The sequence below is a fragment of the Methylibium sp. genome (assembly GCF_965279545.1).
Lineage (GTDB): Bacteria > Pseudomonadota > Gammaproteobacteria > Burkholderiales > Burkholderiaceae_C > Methylibium.
In genome coordinates, this window is record NZ_OZ257250.1 from 1,233,550 (window position 1) to 1,254,870 (window position 21,321).

Annotated in this window: 17 protein-coding genes; 10 read left to right on the forward strand and 7 right to left on the reverse strand. The window is 69.1% G+C overall.

Annotated elements, in window-relative coordinates:
* The first annotated feature begins 8 nt into the window (after positions 1-8).
* The 7 genes from ACQY9S_RS05755 (at position 9) to ACQY9S_RS05785 (ending at position 8,853) form a co-directional block, all read left to right on the forward strand.
* Positions 9-1,448: an ABC transporter permease gene (locus ACQY9S_RS05755; RefSeq protein WP_428423794.1), complete on the forward strand. Its 1,440-nt coding sequence runs from the start codon at positions 9-11 to the stop codon at positions 1,446-1,448.
* Complete coding sequence (locus tag ACQY9S_RS05760; RefSeq protein WP_428423796.1) at positions 1,445-3,295, forward strand: dipeptide ABC transporter ATP-binding protein; 1,851 nt, start codon at positions 1,445-1,447, stop codon at positions 3,293-3,295. The genes ACQY9S_RS05755 and ACQY9S_RS05760 overlap by 4 nt, the downstream gene beginning before the upstream one ends.
* A 359-nt stretch (positions 3,296-3,654) precedes the next feature.
* Positions 3,655-6,168, forward strand: a complete 2,514-nt coding sequence (locus ACQY9S_RS05765) for a TonB-dependent receptor plug domain-containing protein (protein WP_428423798.1) — start codon at positions 3,655-3,657, stop codon at positions 6,166-6,168.
* A gap of 244 nt (positions 6,169-6,412) precedes the next feature.
* Positions 6,413-7,264, forward strand: coding sequence for a MotA/TolQ/ExbB proton channel family protein (locus ACQY9S_RS05770; RefSeq protein ID WP_428423800.1), 852 nt, complete (start codon positions 6,413-6,415; stop codon positions 7,262-7,264).
* Between the two features lie 3 nt (positions 7,265-7,267).
* Positions 7,268-7,699, forward strand: coding sequence for an ExbD/TolR family protein (locus tag ACQY9S_RS05775; RefSeq protein WP_428423802.1), 432 nt, complete (start codon positions 7,268-7,270; stop codon positions 7,697-7,699).
* Positions 7,700-7,710: 11 nt separating this feature from the next.
* Complete coding sequence (locus ACQY9S_RS05780) at positions 7,711-8,148, forward strand: ExbD/TolR family protein (protein ID WP_428423804.1); 438 nt, start codon at positions 7,711-7,713, stop codon at positions 8,146-8,148.
* A 57-nt stretch (positions 8,149-8,205) separates the two neighbouring features.
* On the forward strand, positions 8,206-8,853 hold the full coding sequence (locus ACQY9S_RS05785) for an energy transducer TonB (RefSeq protein WP_428423806.1): 648 nt from the start codon (positions 8,206-8,208) through the stop codon (positions 8,851-8,853).
* 8 nt (positions 8,854-8,861) lie between these two features.
* Here the strand turns inward: ACQY9S_RS05785 and ACQY9S_RS05790 are convergent, their stop codons facing one another.
* The 7 genes from ACQY9S_RS05790 to map form a co-directional block, all read right to left on the reverse strand.
* Entirely contained in the window at positions 8,862-9,587 is a 726-nt protein-coding gene (locus ACQY9S_RS05790; protein WP_428423808.1) for an aquaporin, read from the reverse strand.
* Positions 9,584-10,081, reverse strand: a complete 498-nt coding sequence (locus tag ACQY9S_RS05795; protein WP_428423810.1) for an arsenate reductase ArsC — start codon at positions 10,079-10,081, stop codon at positions 9,584-9,586. Before ACQY9S_RS05795 ends, ACQY9S_RS05790 begins: the two co-directional genes overlap by 4 nt.
* 3 nt (positions 10,082-10,084) lie before the next feature.
* Entirely contained in the window at positions 10,085-10,582 is a 498-nt protein-coding gene (locus ACQY9S_RS05800) for an arsenate reductase ArsC (protein ID WP_428425594.1), read from the reverse strand.
* Positions 10,583-10,589: 7 nt separating this feature from the next.
* Positions 10,590-11,069 carry an ArsI/CadI family heavy metal resistance metalloenzyme gene (locus ACQY9S_RS05805; protein WP_428423812.1) on the reverse strand — a complete coding sequence of 160 codons (480 nt, stop codon included), beginning with the start codon at positions 11,067-11,069 and terminating at the stop codon, positions 10,590-10,592.
* A gap of 14 nt (positions 11,070-11,083) precedes the next feature.
* Positions 11,084-11,407: an ArsR/SmtB family transcription factor gene (locus ACQY9S_RS05810; protein ID WP_428423814.1), complete on the reverse strand. Its 324-nt coding sequence runs from the start codon at positions 11,405-11,407 to the stop codon at positions 11,084-11,086.
* 137 nt (positions 11,408-11,544) lie between these two features.
* Positions 11,545-14,160, reverse strand: a complete 2,616-nt coding sequence (locus ACQY9S_RS05815; protein WP_428425596.1) for a [protein-PII] uridylyltransferase — start codon at positions 14,158-14,160, stop codon at positions 11,545-11,547.
* 23 nt (positions 14,161-14,183) lie between these two features.
* Positions 14,184-14,987 (reverse strand): type I methionyl aminopeptidase, encoded by an 804-nt coding sequence (gene map, locus ACQY9S_RS05820; RefSeq protein ID WP_428423816.1) that lies wholly within the window; start codon positions 14,985-14,987, stop codon positions 14,184-14,186.
* Positions 14,988-15,088: 101 nt separating this feature from the next.
* Here map and purL point away from each other — a divergent pair, with 101 nt between their 5' ends.
* The 3 genes from purL to mdtD are packed head-to-tail and all read left to right on the forward strand — an operon-like array spanning position 15,089 to position 21,265.
* Positions 15,089-19,102 carry a phosphoribosylformylglycinamidine synthase gene (gene purL, locus ACQY9S_RS05825; protein ID WP_428423818.1) on the forward strand — a complete coding sequence of 1,338 codons (4,014 nt, stop codon included), beginning with the start codon at positions 15,089-15,091 and terminating at the stop codon, positions 19,100-19,102.
* Positions 19,099-19,830, forward strand: a complete 732-nt coding sequence (locus ACQY9S_RS05830) for a DUF1624 domain-containing protein (protein WP_428425598.1) — start codon at positions 19,099-19,101, stop codon at positions 19,828-19,830. Before purL ends, ACQY9S_RS05830 begins: the two co-directional genes overlap by 4 nt.
* Positions 19,831-19,843: 13 nt before the next feature.
* The gene (gene mdtD / locus ACQY9S_RS05835) at positions 19,844-21,265 is read left to right on the forward strand and encodes a multidrug transporter subunit MdtD (protein ID WP_428423820.1); all 1,422 of its coding nucleotides are present in this window, start codon (positions 19,844-19,846) and stop codon (positions 21,263-21,265) included.
* The last annotated feature ends 56 nt before the right edge of the window (positions 21,266-21,321 follow it).

Genomic DNA, 21,321 nt, shown 5'->3' on the forward strand with positions numbered 1-21,321 from the left:
ACCCATCGATGCCCAAGTTCGTCTTCCTCTGGACCGACGCCGTCATGCTGCTGCTGGTGCTCGGCGGCCTGCTGTACGCCTGGCGCGTGGCGCGCAACCCCGAGTCGCGCCGGACCTGGCGCAAGGCCTTGCGCGCAGCGCCGGCGCTGTGCTCCGCGCTGGTGTTGCTGGCCTTCGGCAGCGTGGCGCTGCTGGATTCGCTGCACTTTCGCCGCGCGCTGGGGCCGGCCGAAGGCCAGTCGCAGGCCTACAGCCCGCGAGCCGAGTCGGTGCTCGATGCGCTGCTGGCACGCCAGTTCGAGATGCGCGAGGCCACCTACTCGCGACCGCTGGCCTGGCAGGGTTTCGCGAAGCAGAGCTTGCTGGTCGATGGCCGCACCGAGCGCGGCTACCCGCGCCTGCAGCACGCCGGCACCCACCTCGCGGACCCGGCGACGCAGTGGGCCGGCGACGTGACGCGGCGCACTTTCGCCGGGCTGGCCGCGGGCGCATTGGCGGCACTGGCGATGGGCGCGGCCGCTGTCGGCTGGCGGGCCGGGGCAGGGCGACGCCCTTTCTCGCAGTCGCTGCGCGAGGTGCTGCGCAACGAGACCGACCTGCCGGTGCGCGCGGCGCTGCTCACGCTGGCGGTGATGGCCCTGCTGGCCGGGCCGGTGATCGCGCTGATGGGCCACTACCACGTGTTCGGCACCGACCGCACCGGCAACGACGTGCTGCTGCAAGCCCTGAAGAGCGTGCGCACCGCGTTCGTGATCGGCACGCTGGCGACCATCGCCACATTGCCGCTGGCGATCGTGTTCGGGGTCGTCGCCGGCTACTTCCGCGGCTGGGTCGACGACCTGATCCAGTACCTCTACACCACGCTGTCCTCGGTGCCCAATGTGCTGCTGATCGCGGCCTGCGTGCTGATGGTGCAGGTGGCGATCGACAAGCACCCGGAGTGGTTCGAGACCGGTGCCGAGCGCGCCGACATCCGCCTGCTGCTGCTGTGCCTGGTGCTCGGCCTGACCGGCTGGGCCTCGCTGTGCCGGCTGCTGCGCGCCGAGACGCTGAAGGTCCGCGAGCTCGAATACGTGCAGGCGGCCACCGCCTTCGGCATCGGGCCGCTGCGCATCATGGCGCGGCACATCCTGCCCAACGTGATGCACTTGGTGCTGATCACGACGGTGCTGGAGTTCTCGGCGCTGATCCTCTACGAGGCGGTGCTGAGCTATGTCGGCGTCGGTGTCGACCCGTCGATGAACAGCTATGGCGGCATGATCAACCTGGCGCGCAGCGAGATGAGCCGCGACCCGGTGGTGTGGTGGTCGTTCGCGGCGGCCTTCGGCTTCATGGTGACGCTGGTGCTGGCGGCCAACCTGTTCGCCGACGGCGTGCGCGACGCCTTCGACCCGCGTTCGCGCAGCTTGCGCGCCCGTGCGCTGCTGGCTGCCAAGGCAGTGTCATGAGCGGTCCCGCGGACACCCTGGACATCGACGCCTTGCATGTCGCGCTCGATGCCGACGCCGGCCTGGTGCGCGCGATCGAAGGGCTGAGCCTGGCCCTCTCGCGCGGCGAGACCTTCGCGCTGGTCGGCGAGTCCGGCTGCGGCAAGAGCATGACCGCGCTGGCGCTGATGCGGCTGCTGCCCGAAAACGGCCGTGTCACGGCCGGTTCGGTGCGGCTGGGCGCGGAGGAACTGCTGGACCTGCCGGAGTCGCGCATGCGGGCGGTGCGCGGTGCGCGCATCGGCATGATCTTCCAGGAGCCGGCCACCAGCCTGAACCCGGTCATGCGGGTCGGCGCGCAGATCGTCGAGGCGATCGAGACGCACACGCCGCTGCGGGGCGCCGCGGCGCGCGCCAAGGCGCTCGAGTGGCTGAAGCGCGTCGGCATCCCCGAGCCCGAGCGGCGCATCGACGACTACCCGTTCCGCCTGAGCGGCGGGCAGAAGCAGCGCGTGATGATCGCCGTTGCGCTGGCCGCCGAGCCCGAGTTCCTGGTGGCCGACGAGCCGACCACCGCGCTCGACGTCACGATCCAGAAGCAGATCCTCGACCTGCTGCGCGAACTGCAGCGCGAGCGCGGTCTGGGGCTGCTGCTGATCACGCACGACCTCGGCGTGGTGGCCGGCATGGCGCAGACGGTGGCGTTGATGTATGCCGGCCAGATCGTCGAGATGGCGAGCGCCGCCGACTTCTTCACGCGGGCGCAGCACCCGTATGCGCGCTTGCTGCTGCGTGCCGTGCCGGACGCGACCAAACGCGGCGGCGAACTGGCCGCCATTCCCGGCAGCGTGCCGCCGCTGTGGCAGCGCTTCGAGGGCTGTCGCTTTGCCGAGCGCTGCGACCGGGTGTTCGACCGCTGCCGCGGCACCGAGCCGCCGCTGATCCGGACCGCGGCCGGCCACGAGGTGCGCTGCCTGCTCTATGCCGAGGGGGCCCGCGCCGCGCCGTCGGTCCCGCCCGCGGCGACGGCCGCCCCGATGGCACGGCCCCCTGCGTCCGGGCGGGCACCGCTGCTCGACGTGCAGCACCTCAGCGTGCGCTTTCCGGTGCGCGGCGGGCTGCTGCAGCGTGTCCGGTCGCAGGTCACCGCGGTCGACGACGTGTCGCTGCGGCTCGACACCGGGCGCACGCTGGCGCTGGTGGGTGAGTCGGGCTGCGGCAAGACCACGATCGGCAAGGCCTTGCTGCAACTCTTGCGGGGCACAGCGGCCGTCGAGGGGCTTGCGCTGTGGCAGGGCGAGGACCTGTTCTCGCTGCACGGCGAGGCGCTGCAGCGCGCGCGCCGCGACATCCAGATCGTCTTCCAGGACCCGTTCGCATCGCTCAACCCGCGCATGCGCGTGTTCGAGGCGCTGGAGGAAGGCTTGATCGCCTTGCGGCCCGAACTCGACCGCGCCGCACGCCGGGTGCGGATCGAGACCCTGGTCGAGCGTGTCGGCCTGCGCCGCGATGCCCTCGAGCGCTGGCCGCACGAATTTTCCGGCGGCCAGCGCCAGCGCATCGCGATCGCGCGGGCGCTGGCCGTCGAGCCCAGGCTGCTGGTCTGCGACGAGCCGACCTCGGCGCTCGACGTGTCGGTGCAGGCGCAGATCCTCAACCTGCTGCGCGAATTGCAGCGCGAGCTCGGCGTGTCCTACCTGTTCATCACGCACAACATCGGCGTGGTGGAGTACATCGCCGACGAGGTCGCGGTGATGTACCGCGCCCGCATCGAGGAGTGCGGCCCGGTCGGCAGCGTGCTGGACGCACCGCGCAGTGCCTACACGCGGCGGCTGCTCGAGGCGGTGCCGCGGCTGGTTGGTGTCTAGGGCCTGTTGACGCTACCGGAGGGCACACGTGACCCATGAAACAAAGGCCATCAAGGCGCAAAGCGCAGCCGGGGTCGGGCCCCGGCGAGCCTTTGCAACGCCGAGGGCGTTTGTTTCATGGGTCACCCTTCGGGCCCGGGTCGCACAGGCCGCAGGGCGGCGTTGCTCAGTCGTTGCGTGCAACAGCACGCGGCCTCCTTCGCGCCTACCCCTGCGGCCTGCGCAACCCGGGCGTGTGCCCTCCGGTAGCGTCAACAGGCCCTAGCCTGCCCGATGGACGCGGCGCTCGAAGCCCGATGGACTCGGCGAGATGTTCCAATCGCCGCAGTTTTGCCTTTGACTTCCAGGAGAACCCTTCGATGACGCGGAGAACCCGGCCTTCAGCGAGCCTCGCGGCGCTCGTCGCAAGCGTGCTCCTGTCCCTGGGGGCCGGTGTGCAAGCCCAGGATGTGCAGAAGCTCGAACGCGTCGAGGTGACCGGCTCGGCCATCAAGCGCACCGAGGTCGAAGGGCCGGTGCCGGTGCAGGTCGTGACCCGCAAGGACATCGACCGCACCGGTGCCTCGACGATCAATGAGCTGATGAAGTCGATCATGTCGCTCGACATCTTCGACGACGGCGAGCTGTCGACGGGCTCGCCGGTCGGCACCGGCACGGCAACCGTCTTCATGCGCGGGCTCGACGAGAGCAATGTGCTGGTGCTGTTGAACGGCCGCCGCCTGCCTGTGCGGGCCTTGTACGACTCGTCCGGGGCCGGCGCTGCGGTCGACGTCAACACCATTCCGCTCAGCGCGATCGAGCGCATCGAGATCCTGAAGGACGGCGGCTCGGCGATCTACGGCGCCGATGCCGTGGCCGGCGTCGTCAACTTCATCACCCGCAAGAGCTACACCGGCTTCGAGCTGCGTGCCGGCTACGGCATCTCCAGCCGCGGCGACGGCGAGGAACGCAAAGCCGGTCTCTCGGCCGGTTTCGGCACCCTGGAGGCCGACGGCTACAACGTGTTCGCCGGGGTGGACCTGTTCAAGCGCGACCCGATCCTGCGCAGCGACCGCGACATGTCGAGCTCGGCGGACTTCCGCCGCTTCGGCGGGCCGGACGCGCGCAGCGTCGCCTCGCCCTACGGAAACTACGTCGATCCGAACAGTTTCCTGCTGCTCCCCAATGGCGGCCAGGTGCGCCCGTGCCCGAGCGAGCTGCTCGATGCCGACGGCATCTGCCGCTACGACTTCAACGCGAGCCTGCTGACGGCCTACAACGGCGCCGACCGGCTGAGCGGCCTGCTGCTCGGCACGGTGCAGCTGGCGCCGGGTCTCCAGGGCTTCGCCGAGCTGCTGGCGTCGCACTCGCGAGACCAGTTCGTCGGCCACCCCACGCCCGCCTTCTTCGCCGATGCGAACGGCTTGCCCTATCTCGGCCGCTTCATGCAGGGCGGGCCGCGCATCGCCCGGCGCACGTCCGACCTCCTGCACCTGAGCGCCGGACTCGAAGGAACGATCGGCGAAGTCGAGTGGAAGGTCGATGCCGGCCGGGGCCGCAGCAGGGTCGTCAACGACGACCGCAACGCGTTCACCTACACCGGCATCGAACAGATCGATGCGACCTCGTTGAGCAACGATCCGGCATTGGTCGAGTCGCTGAGGGTGAGCCCGCGCCGGCAGGGCGAGTCGACCCTCACCTTCGCCAACGGCAGGCTGAACGGCGAACTGATGCAGATGCCGGCCGGGCCGCTGGCCTATGCGGTCGGCAGCTCGGTCTGGAAGGAGTCGCTCGTGGACACACCGGACCCGCTGTCGCAGGCCGACGAGATCGCCGGCGGCATCCAGCAGTCCGCGGTCGATGCCCGGCGCCGGGCCTATGCCTTCTTCACCGAACTCAACGTGCCGGTGACGCCGAAGCTCGAAGGGCAGGTGGCGCTGCGCTACGACCACTACCCGAACGCGAGCAAGACCAGCCCGAAGATCGCGGCGCGCTACCTGTTCTCGCCGGCCTTCAGCACGCGCGCGTCCTACAGCCAGAGCTTCCGCATGCCGAGCCTGAAGCAGCTCTACGGCACGCGGGAGAGCGGCGCCAGCGACTTCACGAACGACACGCTGTGTGCCGCCTTCGGCCAGGCGGCCGGCTGCACGCTGTCGAACGGCCTGACGGTCAACGGGGCCAACCCCGACCTGAAACCGGAGAAGGGCAGGACCTACAACCTGGGTTTCGTGCTGTCGCCGGGCGGCGGCTTCAACGGGACGCTTGACATCTGGCAGATCCGGATCACCGATCAGATCAGCATCCCGACGATCGACCAGGCCATCGCCGCCGGCAAGTTCGCGCAGGACAGCCAGGGGCGCGTCGTCGTCAACACCGATCTGCAGAACTTCGCGCAGGCCCGCGTGCAAGGGCTGGATCTGCAGCTCGAGCAGCGCATCGGCACGGCCGCGGCCGGCAGCTTCACGCTGCGCAACGACACGACCTACTACCTGAAGCAGGAGCGCCAGGCGGCACCCGGCGAGCCGTGGCAGGATTTCAACGGCGTCTATCTCTACCCCAAGTGGCGCAATGTCTTCAGCGTGTCATGGGAGCGGGCGGCGTGGGCCCACACGCTGGCACTGCGGTCCACCAGCGGCTTCGACGACACCGATGAGCCCGATGCGCCCGCCGGCACGCGCAAGGTCGCCTCGCACCACGAAGTCGACGCCGTCTCCAGCTTCAGCGGCCTGAAGAACCTGCGCATCGACTTCGGCATCCGCAACCTGTTCGACCGCATGCCGCCGTTCAGCGTCACCAACGCGTCCGATGGCCGCTACACGCAACTCGGCTTCGCCGAGCTGTACACGAACCGGGGAAGGTTCTTCTTCCTCAATGCGAGCTACCAGTTCAAGTAGGACCGCGCCACCGACCGGTGGTCTCGCAAGGCACGGAAAGTCGCTCGGTCTGCGGGCCGGGCGGCCGCTCGACGGGCCGCATAATCACGGCCACCCCAGCGATGCCGCGCCCACCGGCCTACCGGCCCATAGGCACCGCCCAGGCCAGGCGACCCGACTGAACGGGCTCCGGCGCCGTTGCTGTCCGGATCGAGATCCGATCCGCGGTTTTTCCAACCCTTCGCTTGCCCCCGTCGGAGTTCTCATGGTCCGCAGCTTCGCCCTTCGTTCCGCCACTGCCTTGCTGGCGGCTTTCGCCTTCATCGTCCTGGTCGGCGGCACGGCCCTGGCCCCTTCGGTGGCCCAGGCGCAGGCCGCAGCGAGCGGTGCGGCCCCATCGGCGGGTGTGCTGCCCCCGGTTGCCGCGCCGCCAGCGTCGACGCAGGTGGTCGACAACCCCTACGGCCTGGAGTCGCTCTGGAAAACCAGCGACGGCATCGCGAAGACGGTGCTGCTGATCCTGCTGATCATGTCGATGGGCAGCTGGTACATCATCGTCGTCAAGCTGGTCGAGCAGGCGAAGATCAACCGCCAGGCCAAGCTCGCCGCCAAGACCTTCTGGAGCGCCGGCAGCGTGCGCCAGGGGGCCGACACGCTCGAGGCGGCCAGCCCGTTCCGCTTCATTGCCGAGGCCGGCCTCGAGGCGACCAAGAAGCACAGCGGCCTGTTCGAACACGTGGACCTGAACAGCTGGGTCACGATGTCGATTCAGCGTGCGATGGACCGCGTGCAGAGCCGCCTGCAGGACGGGCTGGCTTTTCTCGCCACGGTCGGCTCCACCGCGCCCTTCGTCGGCCTGTTCGGTACCGTCTGGGGCATCTACCACGCGCTCACCGCGATCGGCGTCGCGGGCCAGGCGTCGATCGACAAGGTGGCCGGTCCGGTCGGTGAGGCCCTGATCATGACCGCCATCGGTCTGGCGGTCGCGGTGCCGGCGGTGCTGGGCTACAACTGGCTGGTGCGTCGCAACAAGGGCTCGATGGAGGAGGTGCGGGCCTTCGGCAACGACCTGCATTCGGTGCTGCTGGCCACGAGCCAGACCCCCGCCAGGGCCTGAGCGATGGCAATGAGCGTCGGTCCCTCGGGCGGGGATGAAGACGAGGTCGTGTCGACGATCAACACCACGCCGCTGGTCGACGTGATGCTGGTGCTGCTGATCATCTTCCTGATCACGATCCCGGTCGTCACGACGTCGATCCCGGTCACGCTGCCCAAGGAGACGATCGAGGTTCGCGAAAGCAAGCCCGAGAGCGTCATCATCTCCGTCGACGCCGGTGGCGGCATCTACTGGTACGACAGCAAGCTGCCGAACACCAACGTGCTGGTCGACAGGCTCAAGAAGGTGGCGGTGATGAAGCCGCAGCCCGAGGTGCACCTGCGCGGCGACCTCGCGGCGCGCTACGACTCGGTCGGCAAGGTGGTCTATGCCTGCCAGCGTGCCGGCATCACCAAGCTGTCGTTCATCACCGAGCCGCCGCCGCGCGGGGGCTGAAGGAGCAGGCCATGGCCATGAGCCCGATGAGCAGCCAGGCCGGCGACGAGCCAGAGCTGATGCTGGAGATCAACACCACGCCCTTGATCGACGTGATGCTGGTGCTGCTGATCATGCTGATCATCACCATCCCGATCCAGCTGCATGCGATCAAGATCGACATGCCGGTCGGCCCGCCGCCGCAGCAGCTGACGCCGCCGCAGGTGGTGAAGATCGACATCGATGCGCACGATGCGATCTTCTTCAACGCCATCCCGGTCGGCGGCCTGCCGGAGGTCGAGCGCCGGCTGCGCGAGATGGCCGCGTTGCCGCTGGACGCGCAGCCCGAGCTGCACCTGCGGCCCGACAAGCAAGCACAGTACCGCACCGTGGCCGGCGTGATGGCCGCGGTGCAGCGGCTCGGGCTCACCAAATTCGGCATCGTCGGCAGTGAACAGTTCATCGAGTAGCGCGGGACCCTGCGGCCACCGTGCGCCGCGGTGCCGGCCCGCGCGGAGTCCAGGGTCATGGATCTGAGCTACGAGCGGCAGCCGCCGTCCAGGCGCCTCATCGGCTTCGTCGTCGTGGTGGTGCTGCACGTCTTCATCTTCTACGCGCTGGTGTCAGGCCTGGCCCGCAGCGTCGTCGAGGTCGTCCGCAAGCCGCTCGAAGCGAAGATCATCGCCGAGCTGCCACCGCCGCCTCCGCCCCCGCCGCCGAAGGAAATCCAGAAGCCGGCCCCGCCGCCGAAGGTGAAGGCGCCGCCTCCCCCGTACGTGCCGCCGCCGGAGATCGCACCGCCCCCCACCGTCGCACCGCCGCCGATCACCGTGGCCCCCGAACCTCCGAAGGTCGAATACAAGATCGAGCCGCCACCGCCGCCCGCACCACCGCCGGCACCTCCTGCACCGCCGGCGCCGAGCCGCAGCGACATCACCGTCGTCTGCCCGACGCAGGTGAAGCCGGAACTGCCGCGCCGCGCCTTGCAGGAAGGAGTCTCGGGCGTGGTGCGCGCACAGGCCCGCATCAGCGGTGGCGTCGTCAAGGAGGTCACGATCCTGTCGGGCCCGCGCATCTTTCACGCGGCGGTCCGTGCCGCGATGCTGCAGTACAAGTGCGTGAGCAGTGCCGACGACGTGACCGCCGTGCAGGAGTTCGAGTTCAAGGTCGAGTGAACAGTGGCCTACTCGATGACCTCGGGATGCTTGACAGCGATGCTGGTCTCCGTGGCGTCGCGCCGTGCGGTGGCTTGTGCGTCGGTATCGGGAGCACTCAATGCTCCGTGAAGGGCCACGCCGATGCCGGCACCGACGAGCTGGGCCACGATGAAGCCCGGAACGCTGGCGGGTGCGATGCCCGCAAAGCTGTCGCTGAACATCCGGCCGAACGCTGCCGCGGGATTGGCAAAGGAGGTGGACGCGGTGAACCAGTACGCCGCCCCGATGTAGCAGGCCACCATCGCCGCCACCCGAGCGGGAGGCGCCCGGAGGACGACCAGCAACAGCCCCGCCGTGGCCACGGCCTCGGCAATCCACTGTCCGGAGCCGCTGCGAATCCTGGTCGAGAGCTGCAGGATGGTGGCGTCGAACATCGCATGCGCCAGCCAGGCACCGAGCATTGCACCGGCCAGCTGGGCGACGACATAGGGTGCCAGCAGCGAACGGGGCATGGCCCCCCGTGAGGCCATCACGAGCGACACGGCGGGGTTGAAGTGCGCACCGCTCACGGGCCCGAACACTTCGATGAGGACATAGAGCCCGCCCACCGTCGTGAGCGTGTTGGCCAGCAGCGCGATGGCGACGTTGCCGCCCGACAGGCGCTCGGCCATGATGCCGGAACCGATCACCACTGCCAGCAAAAGCGCCGTGCCGAGCGCTTCCGCGAGAATTTTGCGGGGAGCGCCGGTCATGGTCGTCCGGCCCCGGCGATGTCCATCAAAGACCGCTCGAGTTCGGCCTCGTTCATCTTCTCGAGCGGCAATTCCAGCAACTGCATCATCCTGTCGGAGATCGACTGTCGGGTCATTTCGAACGCTTGCGCTCTTTGCGCCTCGGGCGCGTTCGACGGGTCCGGGTAGCCCCAGTGCACCTGCACCGGGCTGCCGGGCCAGTAGGGACATGTTTCTGCTGCCGCACTGTCGCAGACCGTGATGACGATGCGCATCTGCGGCGCAGTCGGCCCGACGAACTCGTCCCAACTCTTGCTGCGGCAGCCCGTCGTGTCGACGCCGGCTTCCTTCAGCGCGTCGAGCGCGAAGGGATTGATGCGGCCGCTGGGGGCGCTGCCGGCACTGAAGGCGTGAACATCTTTCCTGAACTTCTTGGCCCAGTGATTCAGCATGCCTTCCGCCAGAACACTGCGAGCGGAGTTGTGCGTGCAAAGGATGAGGACGTTCGTCGTCATGGTTCAGCGGGTCCCGATGTCCTTGATTCCGTGCTGGATGCCGAGCTTGTCGAGCGCGGTCAGCGGCAGGGCCAGCATCAGTTCGATGCGGCGCTTGAGCGTCACCGCGGCGTCGAGAAATGCCTTGGTCTTTTGCTCGTCCGTGCCTTCGACGCCGGCCGGGTCGGGCACGCCCCAGTGCGCCGTCATCGGTTGACCGGGCCAGACCGGGCAGACCTCGCCTGCCGCGTTGTCGCAGACGGTGAAGACGAAATCGAGGGCAGGAGCACCAGGCTGCGCGAATTCCTCCCAGCTCTTGCTGCGAAACCCATCGGTCGGAATGCGCCAGGTTGCCAGGGTCCGGAGAGCCAGCGGGTTCACTGCACCCTTCGGCTGGCTGCCGGCCGAGTAGGCCTTGAAGCGCTCGCCTCCCAGATGGGTCATCAGGCCTTCGGCCAGGATGGAGCGCGCCGAGTTGCCGGTGCAAATGAACAGGACGTTGTAGGACTTGTCGGCCACGATGCACTCCTCAGCAGCAGGATGAAGTTTTCACCGCGACGCCGATCGGCTTGCCGCGCGGGGCCGAGCCACAGCAGGCGGCGGCTTCGGCGGCCGGTGCGGCAGCGGCGGCGCGCTCGTTGAAGACCGGAATGTTCTCGAGCGTGTGGAAGGCTTCCCAGGGGAGGCCCTGCGGGTCCGTGACCCAGTGCTTCTCGCTGCGCGCGTAGCAGCAGGTGGTTTCGCCTTCATCGAGCAGCGCCATGTCGGCGGCCTGGGCGCGCAGCTTCATCTCGGCCAGTTCCTCGGGGTTGTCGGTCTGGATGCCGAGATGGTCGATGCCGGGCCGGTCGCCGCGGGTGGAGATCGCGAAGTTCACCGGCGGGTCCGTCAGCATCCATTTGGCGTAGTCGGCTTCGAGCCGCGCCGGCGCTGCGGCGAACAGCTTCGAATAGAAGCCGACGCTGGTGCCGAGATCATCGACATGCAGATGAACATGAAATCGCTTCATCGGGGTCTCCTTCTTCAACATTTGCAGGCCGCGGCTGTCTCGACGGCACAGGCCTTGCCTTCGCAGCAGTTCGCGGTGAGGTAGCCGAGCAGTGCGTTCATCTGCTCGTAGGCGGCGCGATAGACGAGGTAGCGCCCGTCGCGCTCCTGGCTCACCAGGCCGGCGTTCGACAACTCTTTCAGGTGGAAGGACAGCGTCGCACCCGGCACGCCCAGTGCCTCGCTGACGGTACCCGGCGTCAGGCCGGCCGGCCCGGCGACCACCAGGGCGCGGAACACCTGCAGCCGCAGCGGGTGGGCGAGGGCGCCGAGGGCGCGGACGATGCCTTGTTCTTCCATATTTCCAATTTAATCGAAATATAGCAACCATGCAAGCCCGGAGTTGCCGGGCAGCGCCTCTCTTCAGGCTTCGCCCTGTCGCCCTGCGCAGCGCAGCGGCCGGCCCTCGCAGGAAACGCGGCTGCGTCAGCCGCGGCTCACGGCGCGATCGCGTCGAGCAGCTCGGTCTCGATCGCGATCTGCTGGCGGTTCTGCTGCAGCGAGGCGCCGTTGATCAGGAAGGTGTCCTCGACGCGCTCACCGAGCGTGGTGACCTTGGCGAGCTGCAGGTTCAGCTGGTGGCGCGCCAGCACCCGCGCGATGGCATAGAGCAGGCCCGAGCGGTCGCTGGCCGACACGCTGAGCAGCCAGCGCTGGGCACGCTCGTCGGGCTTGAGCAGCACGCGCGGCGTGACGGGGAAGGACTTGACGCGGCGCGACAGGCGGCCGCGGCTCGGCTCCGGCAGGGGCCCGTCCGCCACCAGTGCCAGCGACAGCTGGGTCTCTACCAGCGAGATCAGGTCGCGGTAGGCCACGTCGAAGTACTGCTCCATGTGCTGCGAGATGACCTGGAAGGTGTCGAGCGCGTAGCCGGCCGTGGTGGTGTGGATCTTGGCGTCGAGGATGTTGAAGCCCGCGCTGTCGAAGTAGCCGCAGATGCGCGCGAACAGCTCGGGACGGCCCGGCGCATAGACCAGCACCTGCAGCCCTTCACCGACACTGGAGAGGCGCGCTCGCACGATGGGAGAGGGGGTCTCGACGTGCCGGTAGAGCGAGCGTGCGTGCCAAGCGATGTCGGCGGCGTCGTGACGCACGAAGTAGCTGAGCTCGAGCGTGGCCCATAGCGGCTGCTGCACGCCGGGCGGCAGCGAGTACAGGTTGAGCACATGCACGGCTTCCTGCTTGCGCGCCTCGAGCTCGGCTGCGACGTTGGGCTTGGCCCCGCCCAGCGCCCGCAGCGTGGCGCGGTACAGGTCCTCGAGCAGCTTGCCCTTCCAGGCGTTCCAGACCTTGGGGCTGGTGCCGCGGATGTCGGCCACGGTCAGCAGGTAGAGCGCGGTCAGCGTGCGCTGGTCCTTCACCTTGGCGGCGAAGGTCTCGATGACATCGGCGTCGCTGAGGTCTTCCTTTTGCGCGAGGCGGCTCATGGTCAGGTGCTCCCTGACCAGGAACTCGATCAGCTGCGCATCCTCGCGCGCGACGCCGTGGTCACGGCAGAAACGCCGGACCTCGATGCCGCCGAGGTCGGAGTGGTCGCCGCCGCGGCCCTTGGCCACGTCGTGGAACAGCGCCGCCACGTAGAGCACCCAGGGCCGCTCGAACTGCGCGCCGAGCTGCGAGCAGAACGGGTACTCGTGGGCGTGCTCGGCAATGAAGAAGCGCCGCACGTTGCGCAGCACCATCAGGATGTGCTGGTCCACGGTGTAGACGTGGAACAGGTCGTGCTGCATCTGGCCGACGATGCGGCGGAACACCCACAGGTGGCGACCCAGCACCGAGGTCTCGTTCATCAGCCGGAAGGCGTGCGTCTGGCGGCCCGAGGGGTTGATGAGGATCTGCATGAACAGCGCGCGGTTCACCGGATCGCGCCGGAACGCGCCGTTCATCACGTCGCGCGAGTTGTAGAGCGCGCGCAGCGTGCGGGCCGACAGGCCCTTCATGCCGACCGTCTGCTGGTAGGTCACGAAGGTCTCGAGGACGGCGTGCGGGTCGCGCTGGTACAGGTCGTCGCTGACAACCTCGAGCATGCCGCCGCGGTCGAGGAACTTGTCGTTGATCGGGCGCATCGGCGCCTTGCCGGTGCCCTGGATCTGCTCCTCGATGTTGAGCATCAGGATCTGGTTGAGCTGCGCCACCGCCTTGGCGGCCCAGTAGTAGCGGCGCATCAGTGCTTCGGAGGCACGGCGCTCGCGCGTGCTCTGGTAGCCGAAGCTCTCGGCCACGGCGGTCTGCAGGTCGAACACCAGGCGGTCCTCGCGCCGGCCCGCCACCATGTGCAGGCGTGCGCGGATGAGCTTGAGCAGGCCCTCGTTGCGATGCAGCTGCTTGACCTCGAAGGGCGTGACCATGCCGTTGGCGGCGAGCGCCGCCCACGTCTTGCCCAGGCCGGCTGCGCGGGCGATCCAGATCACGGTCTGCAGGTCGCGCAGGCCGCCGGGGCTCTCCTTGCAGTTGGGCTCGAGCGAGTACGGTGTGTCCTCGTACTTGGTGTGGCGCTGGTGCATCTCCAGCGTCTTCGCGCGCAGGAAGGCAGCGGGGTCGAGCGCGGCCATGTGGCTGCGCCGGAACTCGTCGAACACGCGTCGCGCGCCGCACAGGAAGCGCGCTTCGAGCAGCGCGGTCTGCACCGTCACGTCGCGCTCGGCCTCGGCCACGCATTCGGCCACGGTGCGCACGCTCGAGCCGATCTCCAGGCCGATGTCCCAGCAGGCGGTGATGAAGCCGCTGACGGTGGATTTCAGCGCATCGTTGTCGTGCTCGTCGCCTTGCGTGGTGGGCAGCAGCACGAGCACGTCGACGTCGGAGTACGGGAACAGTTCGCCGCGCCCATAGCCGCCCACGGCCACCAGCGCGGCACCCTTGGGCATCAGCGCGTGTTGCCACAGGTGCAGCAGCGTGGCGTCGACGTGGCGCGCCAGGCCGCGGATCAGCCGCGTGGCGGCCGGTGCCGTGGGGCGCGAGGCGCGGAAGTGCTCGATCAGCGCGGCCTTGCCGTCGCGCAGGCGCGCGCGCAATGCAGGTACGGTCGGCGCCGCGACGGAGACAGGTTTCAGCACCGCGCTCACCGCGACGCGCATCAGGCCGCGGTGAGTTCGGGCGGCAGCGGGCTGCCGGCCGACACGGTCAGCACCTCGTAGCCGGTGTCGGTGACGAGCACCGTGTGTTCCCATTGCGCCGACAGCGAGCGGTCCTTGGTGACGATGGTCCAGCCGTCGCCCGTTTCCTTGATCTCGCGTCGTCCGGCGTTGACCATCGGTTCGATCGTGAACACCATGCCGGGCACCAGCTCCTCCAGCGTGCCGGGCCGGCCGTAGTGCAGGACCTGAGGCTCCTCGTGGAACCTGCGGCCGATGCCGTGCCCGCAGAACTCGCGCACGATCGAGAAGCCCTGGCGTTCGGTGAAGGTCTGGATCGCGTGACCGATGTCGCCCAGCCTCACCCCCGGCTTGACCTTCGCGATGCCGCGCCACATCGCCTCGTAGGTCAGGGTGCACAGGCGCCGGGCCGCGATCGAACCTTCGCCGACGATGAACATGCGGCTGGTGTCGCCATGCCAGCCGTCCTTGATGACCGTGACATCGATGTTGACGATGTCACCGTTCTTCAGCGGCCTCTCGTTCGGGATGCCGTGGCAGACCTGGTGGTTGACCGAGGTGCAGACCGACTTCGGGTAGGGCGTGTAGCCGGGCGGCGCATAGTTCAGCGGCGCAGGGATACCCCCCTGCACATCGACGATGTGCCCATGTGCCAGGCGGTCCAGCTCCTCGGTGGTGACGCCGGGTTTCACATGCGGTGTCAGCATGTCCAGCACTTCGGAGGCGAGCCTTCCGGCGATGCGCATGCCTTCGGCATCGGCAGCAGTTTTGATCGTGATCGACATGGCCGGGATTATCTCATCGGGCCCGTAAAATCCAGGGTTCGCGAGGGACATCCTGCCTCGTGCTGCACGCCTTCCAGCCCCCCGCGATCTCCGCGCGCCCCATGACCCAACCCACGATCCTCTCCTTCGACGGCGGCAATGCGCTGTCCGCGTTCCGTGCCCAGGCCCTGTTGCCGCGGTTGCAGGCCGCGGCTGCGCGCATCACGGCTGTCCATGCTCGCCATGTGCATTGGGTGGCCGCCGCGACCGCCCTCGACGCAGCCGCACGGGACAAGCTCGCCGGTCTGCTGCGCTACGGCGATGCCTACGCAGGGCCGGCGCAAGGGGTGCTGGTTCTGGTGATGCCGCGCCTCGGTACCGTGTCGCCCTGGGCCAGCAAGGCCACCGACATTGCCCACAACTGCGGCCTGGACATACGCCGCGTCGAGCGCGTCACCGAGTATCGGCTGTCGCTGAAGAGCGGGCTGCTCGGCGGCGCCAAGCCGCTGAGCGACGAGGAACGAACGGCAGTGGCGGCGCTGCTGCACGACCGCATGACCGAGAGTGTGGCCTTCGAGCACGACGCTGCCGCCCACCTGTTCGACGCCCGGCCGGGCAAGCCGATGGAGACGGTCGACGTGCTCGGCCAGGGCCGCAGCGCGCTGGAACTCGCGAACCGCGACTTCGGCCTCGCGCTCAGCGACGACGAGATCGACTACCTGGTGACCGCCTTCACCGGGCTGCAGCGCAATCCGACCGATGTCGAGCTGATGATGTTCGCGCAGGCCAACTCCGAGCACTGCCGCCACAAGATCTTCAACGCGCAGTTCAGCATCGACGGCGAGGCGCAGGAACACTCGATGTTCCAGATGATCCGCCACACCCACAAGACCTCGCCGCAGCACACCATCGTCGCCTACAGCGACAACGCGGCGGTGATGGAGGGCTGCGCGATCGAACGCTGGCTGCCGCATGGCTACACCAACGCGCCGGTCTACGGCGCGCGCCACGAGACAGCGCACGTGCTGATGAAGGTCGAGACGCACAACCACCCGACGGCGATCTCGCCGTTCGCCGGCGCCTCCACCGGCGCCGGCGGCGAGATCCGCGACGAGGGCGCAACCGGGCGCGGCGCGCGGCCGAAGGCCGGCCTGACCGGTTTCTCGGTCTCGAACCTGCATCTGCCGGGCACGAACGAGCCCTGGGAGAAGGTGCGCTACGGCAAGCCCGAGCACATCGCGAGTGCGCTGCAGATCATGATCGATGGCCCGCTGGGCGGTGCGGCCTTCAACAACGAATTCGGCCGACCCAACCTCGGCGGCTACTTCCGGGTCTATGAACAGAGCGTGCCCGGCGGCGCGGGCGAAGCGGCGCAGGTGCGCCGCGGCTACCACAAGCCCATCATGATCGCCGGGGGCCTGGGCACGATCAGCGACGGCCAGACGCACAAGATCCCGTTCCCGGCCGGCAGCCTGCTGATCCAGCTCGGCGGCCCGGGCATGCGCATCGGCATGGGTGGCGGCGCCGCCAGCTCGATGGCGGCCGGCGCCAACACGGCCGCGCTGGACTTCGACTCGGTGCAGCGCGGCAACCCGGAAATCCAGCGCCGCGCGCAGGAGGTCATCAACCACTGCTGGGCGCTCGGCGCCAGCAACCCCATCCTGGCGGTGCACGATGTCGGCGCCGGCGGCATCAGCAACGCCTTTCCCGAGCTGGTGCACGACGCCGGCCGCGGCGCGCGTTTCGATCTGAAGCGCGTGCCGCTCGAGGAGAGCGGCCTGGCTCCGAAGGAGATCTGGTGCAACGAAAGCCAGGAGCGCTACGTGCTGGCCATTGCGCCCGAGAGCCTGCCGCTGTTCGAGGCGATGGCGACCCGCGAACGCTGCCCGTTCGCCGTGGTGGGCGTCGCCAGCGAGGTGCAGCAGCTGGTGCTCGAAGACGGCCCGGCGGGGCAGGGCGAGCACGGCACGCCGATCGACATGCCGATGGACGTGCTGCTCGGCAAGCCGCCCAAGCTGCACCGCCAGGTCCGGCGCGTGCAGCGCCGCTTCGCGCCGATCGACCTGGCGGGGGCAGAGTTGCAGTCGCTCGCCTTCGACGTGCTGCGCCACCCGACGGTGGCCAGCAAGCGCTTCCTGATCACGATCGGCGACCGCACGGTCGGCGGCCTGACCCACCGCGACCAGATGGTCGGTCCGTGGCAGGTGCCGGTGGCCGACTGCGCAGTGACGCTGGCCGACTACGCCGGCTTCCACGGTGAAGCGATGGCGCTGGGCGAGCGCACGCCGCTGGCCGTGATCGATGCGCCGGCCGCCGGCCGCATGGCGGTGGCCGAGAGCATCACCAACCTGCTGGCCGCGCCGATCGAACTGCCGCGCGTCAAGCTGAGCTGCAACTGGATGGCCGCCTGCGGAGAACCCGGTGAGGACGCCGCGCTGTACGACACGGTGCGCGCGGTCGGCCTGGAGCTGTGCCCGGCGCTCGGCATCTCGGTGCCGGTCGGCAAGGATTCGCTGTCGATGCGCACGCGCTGGAGCGAAGGCGACGAGCCCAGGCAGGTGACCGCGCCGGTCTCGCTGATCGTCACCGCCTTCGCTAGCCTGGCCGACGTGCGCGGCACGCTGACGCCGCAACTGCAGCCGGGCGACACCTCGCTGATCCTGATCGACCTGGGGCAGGGGCGCAACCGCCTGGGCGGCTCCATCCTCGCGCAGACGCTGGGGCAGGTGGGCGATGCCGCCCCCGATCTCGACGATGCTGCTTTACTGAAGAACTTGGTGGCCGCCATCAACCGCCTGCGCGCCGAAGGCCGACTGCTGGCCTATCACGACCGCTCCGACGGCGGCCTGTGGGCTGCGGTGTGCGAGATGGCCTTCGCCGGGCACTGCGGCGTGTCGCTGAACGTCGACCTGCTGGTGACCGAGGGCGACGGCGTGTCCGACAGCCGCATGGACAGCGGCGACGCCAAGAACTGGGCCGGGCAGGTGAGCGAACGGCGCAAGGAGCTGACCTTGAAAGCGCTGTTCGCCGAGGAGCTGGGGGCCGTGATCCAGGTGGCCACTGCCGAGCGCGGCGCGGTCATGCAGGTGCTGCGCGAGGCCGGCCTGAGCCCGCACAGCCACGTGATCGGCAAGCCCAACGAGCGTGGCGTCGTCGAGGTCTGGCGCGACGCCAAGGCCGTGTTCAGCGCGCCGCTGCGCGAGCTGCACCAGGCCTGGGACGACGTGAGCTGGCGCATCGCGACACTGCGCGACAACCCGGCCTGTGCCGATGCCGAGCACGCCGCGGCGGGCGCGGCCGAGGCCACCGGCCTGCACTGGCAGCCGAGCTTCGATCCGGCCGAGGACGTGGCGGCGCCGTTCCTGAAACTCGCACGGCCGCGGGTCGCGATCCTGCGCGAGCAGGGCGTCAACTCGCACCTCGAGATGGCCTATGCGATGGCGCAGGCCGGCTTCGAGACCTACGACGTGCACATGAGCGACCTGCAGAGCGGGCGGGCGCGGCTCGACATGTTCCGCGGCTTCGTCGCCTGCGGCGGCTTCAGCTACGGCGACACGCTGGGTGCCGGCGAGGGCTGGGCGCGCTCGGTCCTCTTCAACCCGCAGTTGGCGGAGCAGTTCGCGGCCTTCTTCGGCCGCAGCGACAGCTTCGCGCTCGGCGTGTGCAACGGCTGCCAGATGATGGCGGCGCTGGCGCCGATCATCCCCGGCGCCCAGGCCTGGCCCAAGTTCACCCGCAACCGCAGCGAACAGTTCGAGGCGCGGCTGTCGCAGGTCGAGGTGCTGGACAGTCCGTCGATCTTCTTCTCCGGCATGGCGGGCAGCCGGCTGCCGATCGCGGTCGCGCACGGCGAAGGCTTTGCCGACTTTTCACAGCGTGGCGATCCCCAGGCCGTGCAGCGGGCGATGCGTTTCGTCGACCGCGCGGGGCAGCCCACCGAGGCCTACCCTTTCAATCCCAATGGCAGCCCGGGCGGCCTGACCGCGGTGACCACGCCGGACGGCCGTTTCACGGCGCTGATGCCGCACCCGGAGCGCGTGTTCCGCAACGTGCAGATGAGCTGGACCGGCGGCGACGTGGCGGTGGCCAGCCCGTGGATGAGGATGTTCCGCAACGCGCGACGCTGGGCGGGATGAGCGAGCTCGCGCGCTCCCCTGCGGATCGCCATGCCCGCCTCGACGCGCTGCGCGGTCTCGCCATCGTCTGGATGGCGGCGTTTCATTTCTGCTTCGACCTCGCTCACTTCAGGCTGACCGGCGCGAACTTCTACGCCGACCCGTTCTGGCTTCACCAGCGCACCGCCATCGTCAGCCTGTTCCTGTTCTGCGCCGGCCTCGGCCAGGCCGTCGCGGTGCACGGCGGCCAGAGCTGGCCGCGCTTCTGGCGGCGCTGGGCGCAGGTGGCGGGCTGCGCACTGCTGGTCAGCGCCGGCAGTGCGCTGATGTTCCCGCGCAGCTGGATCAGCTTCGGCGTGCTGCACGGCATCGCGCTGATGCTGATCGTCTGCCGGGCCAGCGCCGGCGCGGGCCGGTGGCTGTGGCCGCTGGGCCTGCTGGCCGTCCTGTTGCCCCAGTTCGTGCAGCACCCGCTGTTCGACAGCCGGCTCGCCAACTGGGTCGGCCTCGTGACGCACAAGCCGGTCACCGAGGACTACGTGCCGCTGCTGCCCTGGCTGGGCGTGATGTGGTGGGGGCTGGCCGCCGGGCGCTGGTTGATCGACCACCGACCGGCCTGGCTGGTCGGTGCACTGCCGGCGACGGCACGACCGCTGGCCCTGCTCGGCCGCTGGAGCCTGAGTTTCTACATGCTGCACCAGCCGGTGCTGATCGGCGCGCTGCTGCTGTGGCTGCGGTGGGCGCGCTGAAACGGCGTTCGCCGTGGACCGGCCGCTGATCGACGATCGCAGCCGCCGCCTGCTGCCCTGGCTGGTGGCGGTGGCCTTCTTCATGCAGACGCTGGACGGCACCATCGTCAACACCGCGCTGCCGGGCATGGCGCTCGACCTGCACGAGAGCCCGCTGCGCATGCAGTTGGTCGTCATCGCCTACATGCTGACCGTGGCGCTGCTGATCCCGGTGTCGGGCTGGCTGGCCGACCGCTTCGGCACGCGGCGCATCTTCATCGGCGCGATCGTCTTGTTCAGTGGGGGCTCGGCGGCCTGCGCGCTGTCGACCTCGCTCGCCCAGCTCGTCGCGGCCCGGGCGCTGCAGGGCCTGGGCGGTGCGCTGCTGCTGCCGGTCGGCCGGCTTGCCATCCTGCGCGTCTTCCCGAAGGAAGAGCTGCTGCGCACGCTCGCCTTCGTCACGATCCCGGGGCTGATCGGGCCACTGATCGGTCCGAGCCTGGGCGGCTGGCTGGTCGAGGTGGCCAGCTGGCACTGGGTGTTCCTGATCAACCTGCCGGTCGGCCTGCTCGGCGTGCTGGCCGCGCGGCGCCACATGCCGGAGCTGCGCGTCGGTGCTGCGGGGCGCTTCGACCTGTGGGGCTACGTGCTGTTCAGCGCCAGCATCGTGATGGTCTCGGTCGCGTTGCAGGGTCTGGGCGACCGCGCGCTCGGCTTCGCCAGTTCGATGCTGCTGCTGTTCGCCGGCCTGGCGGCGTTCGGCGGCTACTGGCTGCATGCGGCGCTCAGCGCACAGCCGCTGTTCAGCCTGCGCCTGTTCTCGATCCCGAGCTTCGCGGTCGGCCTGCTGGGCAATCTGTTCGCCCGGCTGGGCAGCGGCGCCTTGCCGTTCCTGATGCCGCTGTTCCTGCAGGTTGGGCTCGGCTATTCGCCGGCGGCTGCCGGCATGAGCCTGATTCCGACGGCGCTCGGCGCGATGCTGTCGAAGACCTTCGCCGCACCGCTGATCCGGCACCTGGGCTACCGCACCACGCTGGTCGGTAACACGGTGCTGCTGGGCCTGATGATCGCCAGCTTCGCGCTGGTCGACCGCGACACCGGCCGCGTGCCGCTGATGCTGCATCTCGCGGCGTTCGGCATCGTCAACTCGCTGCAGTTCACCGCGATGAACACGCTGACGCTCGGCGACCTCGAAGGGGTCGACGCGAGCGCCGGCAACAGCCTGCTGTCGGTCGTGATGCAGGTGTCGATGAGCATGGGGGTTGCCGCGGCCGCCGCGTTGCTGATCGCCTTCGGCGGCCACACGCAGGCGCAGGGCTCGACGGCCGTGGTGGAAACCTTCCAGGCCACCTTCGTCTGCATCGGCCTGCTGTCGGTCTTCGCGGCCTTCATCTTCGGCCAGTTGCAGCCGCGCGATGCACCGCAGCGCATCCCCCACGTACCCGACGAACATTGAGCTCCGCACTCCCGCGCGAGGCCAGCAAAAAGGCGCCCCGAAGGGCGCCTTTTCAC

Bases quoted from the DNA above. Each gene is read 5' to 3' on its own strand.
- ACQY9S_RS05755 (WP_428423794.1), top strand. From the start codon at position 9: ATGCCCAAGTTCGTCTTCCTCTGGACCGACGCCGTCATGCTGCTGCTG.
- ACQY9S_RS05760 (WP_428423796.1), top strand. From the start codon at position 1,445: ATGAGCGGTCCCGCGGACACCCTGGACATCGACGCCTTGCATGTCGCG.
- ACQY9S_RS05765 (WP_428423798.1), top strand. From the start codon at position 3,655: ATGACGCGGAGAACCCGGCCTTCAGCGAGCCTCGCGGCGCTCGTCGCA.
- ACQY9S_RS05770 (WP_428423800.1), top strand. From the start codon at position 6,413: ATGGTCCGCAGCTTCGCCCTTCGTTCCGCCACTGCCTTGCTGGCGGCT.
- ACQY9S_RS05775 (WP_428423802.1), top strand. From the start codon at position 7,268: ATGGCAATGAGCGTCGGTCCCTCGGGCGGGGATGAAGACGAGGTCGTG.
- ACQY9S_RS05780 (WP_428423804.1), top strand. From the start codon at position 7,711: ATGGCCATGAGCCCGATGAGCAGCCAGGCCGGCGACGAGCCAGAGCTG.
- ACQY9S_RS05785 (WP_428423806.1), top strand. From the start codon at position 8,206: ATGGATCTGAGCTACGAGCGGCAGCCGCCGTCCAGGCGCCTCATCGGC.
- ACQY9S_RS05790 (WP_428423808.1), bottom strand. From the start codon at position 9,587: ATGACCGGCGCTCCCCGCAAAATTCTCGCGGAAGCGCTCGGCACGGCG.
- ACQY9S_RS05795 (WP_428423810.1), bottom strand. From the start codon at position 10,081: ATGACGACGAACGTCCTCATCCTTTGCACGCACAACTCCGCTCGCAGT.
- ACQY9S_RS05805 (WP_428423812.1), bottom strand. From the start codon at position 11,069: ATGAAGCGATTTCATGTTCATCTGCATGTCGATGATCTCGGCACCAGC.
- ACQY9S_RS05810 (WP_428423814.1), bottom strand. From the start codon at position 11,407: ATGGAAGAACAAGGCATCGTCCGCGCCCTCGGCGCCCTCGCCCACCCG.
- map (WP_428423816.1), bottom strand. From the start codon at position 14,987: ATGTCGATCACGATCAAAACTGCTGCCGATGCCGAAGGCATGCGCATC.
- purL (WP_428423818.1), top strand. From the start codon at position 15,089: ATGACCCAACCCACGATCCTCTCCTTCGACGGCGGCAATGCGCTGTCC.
- ACQY9S_RS05830 (WP_428425598.1), top strand. From the start codon at position 19,099: ATGAGCGAGCTCGCGCGCTCCCCTGCGGATCGCCATGCCCGCCTCGAC.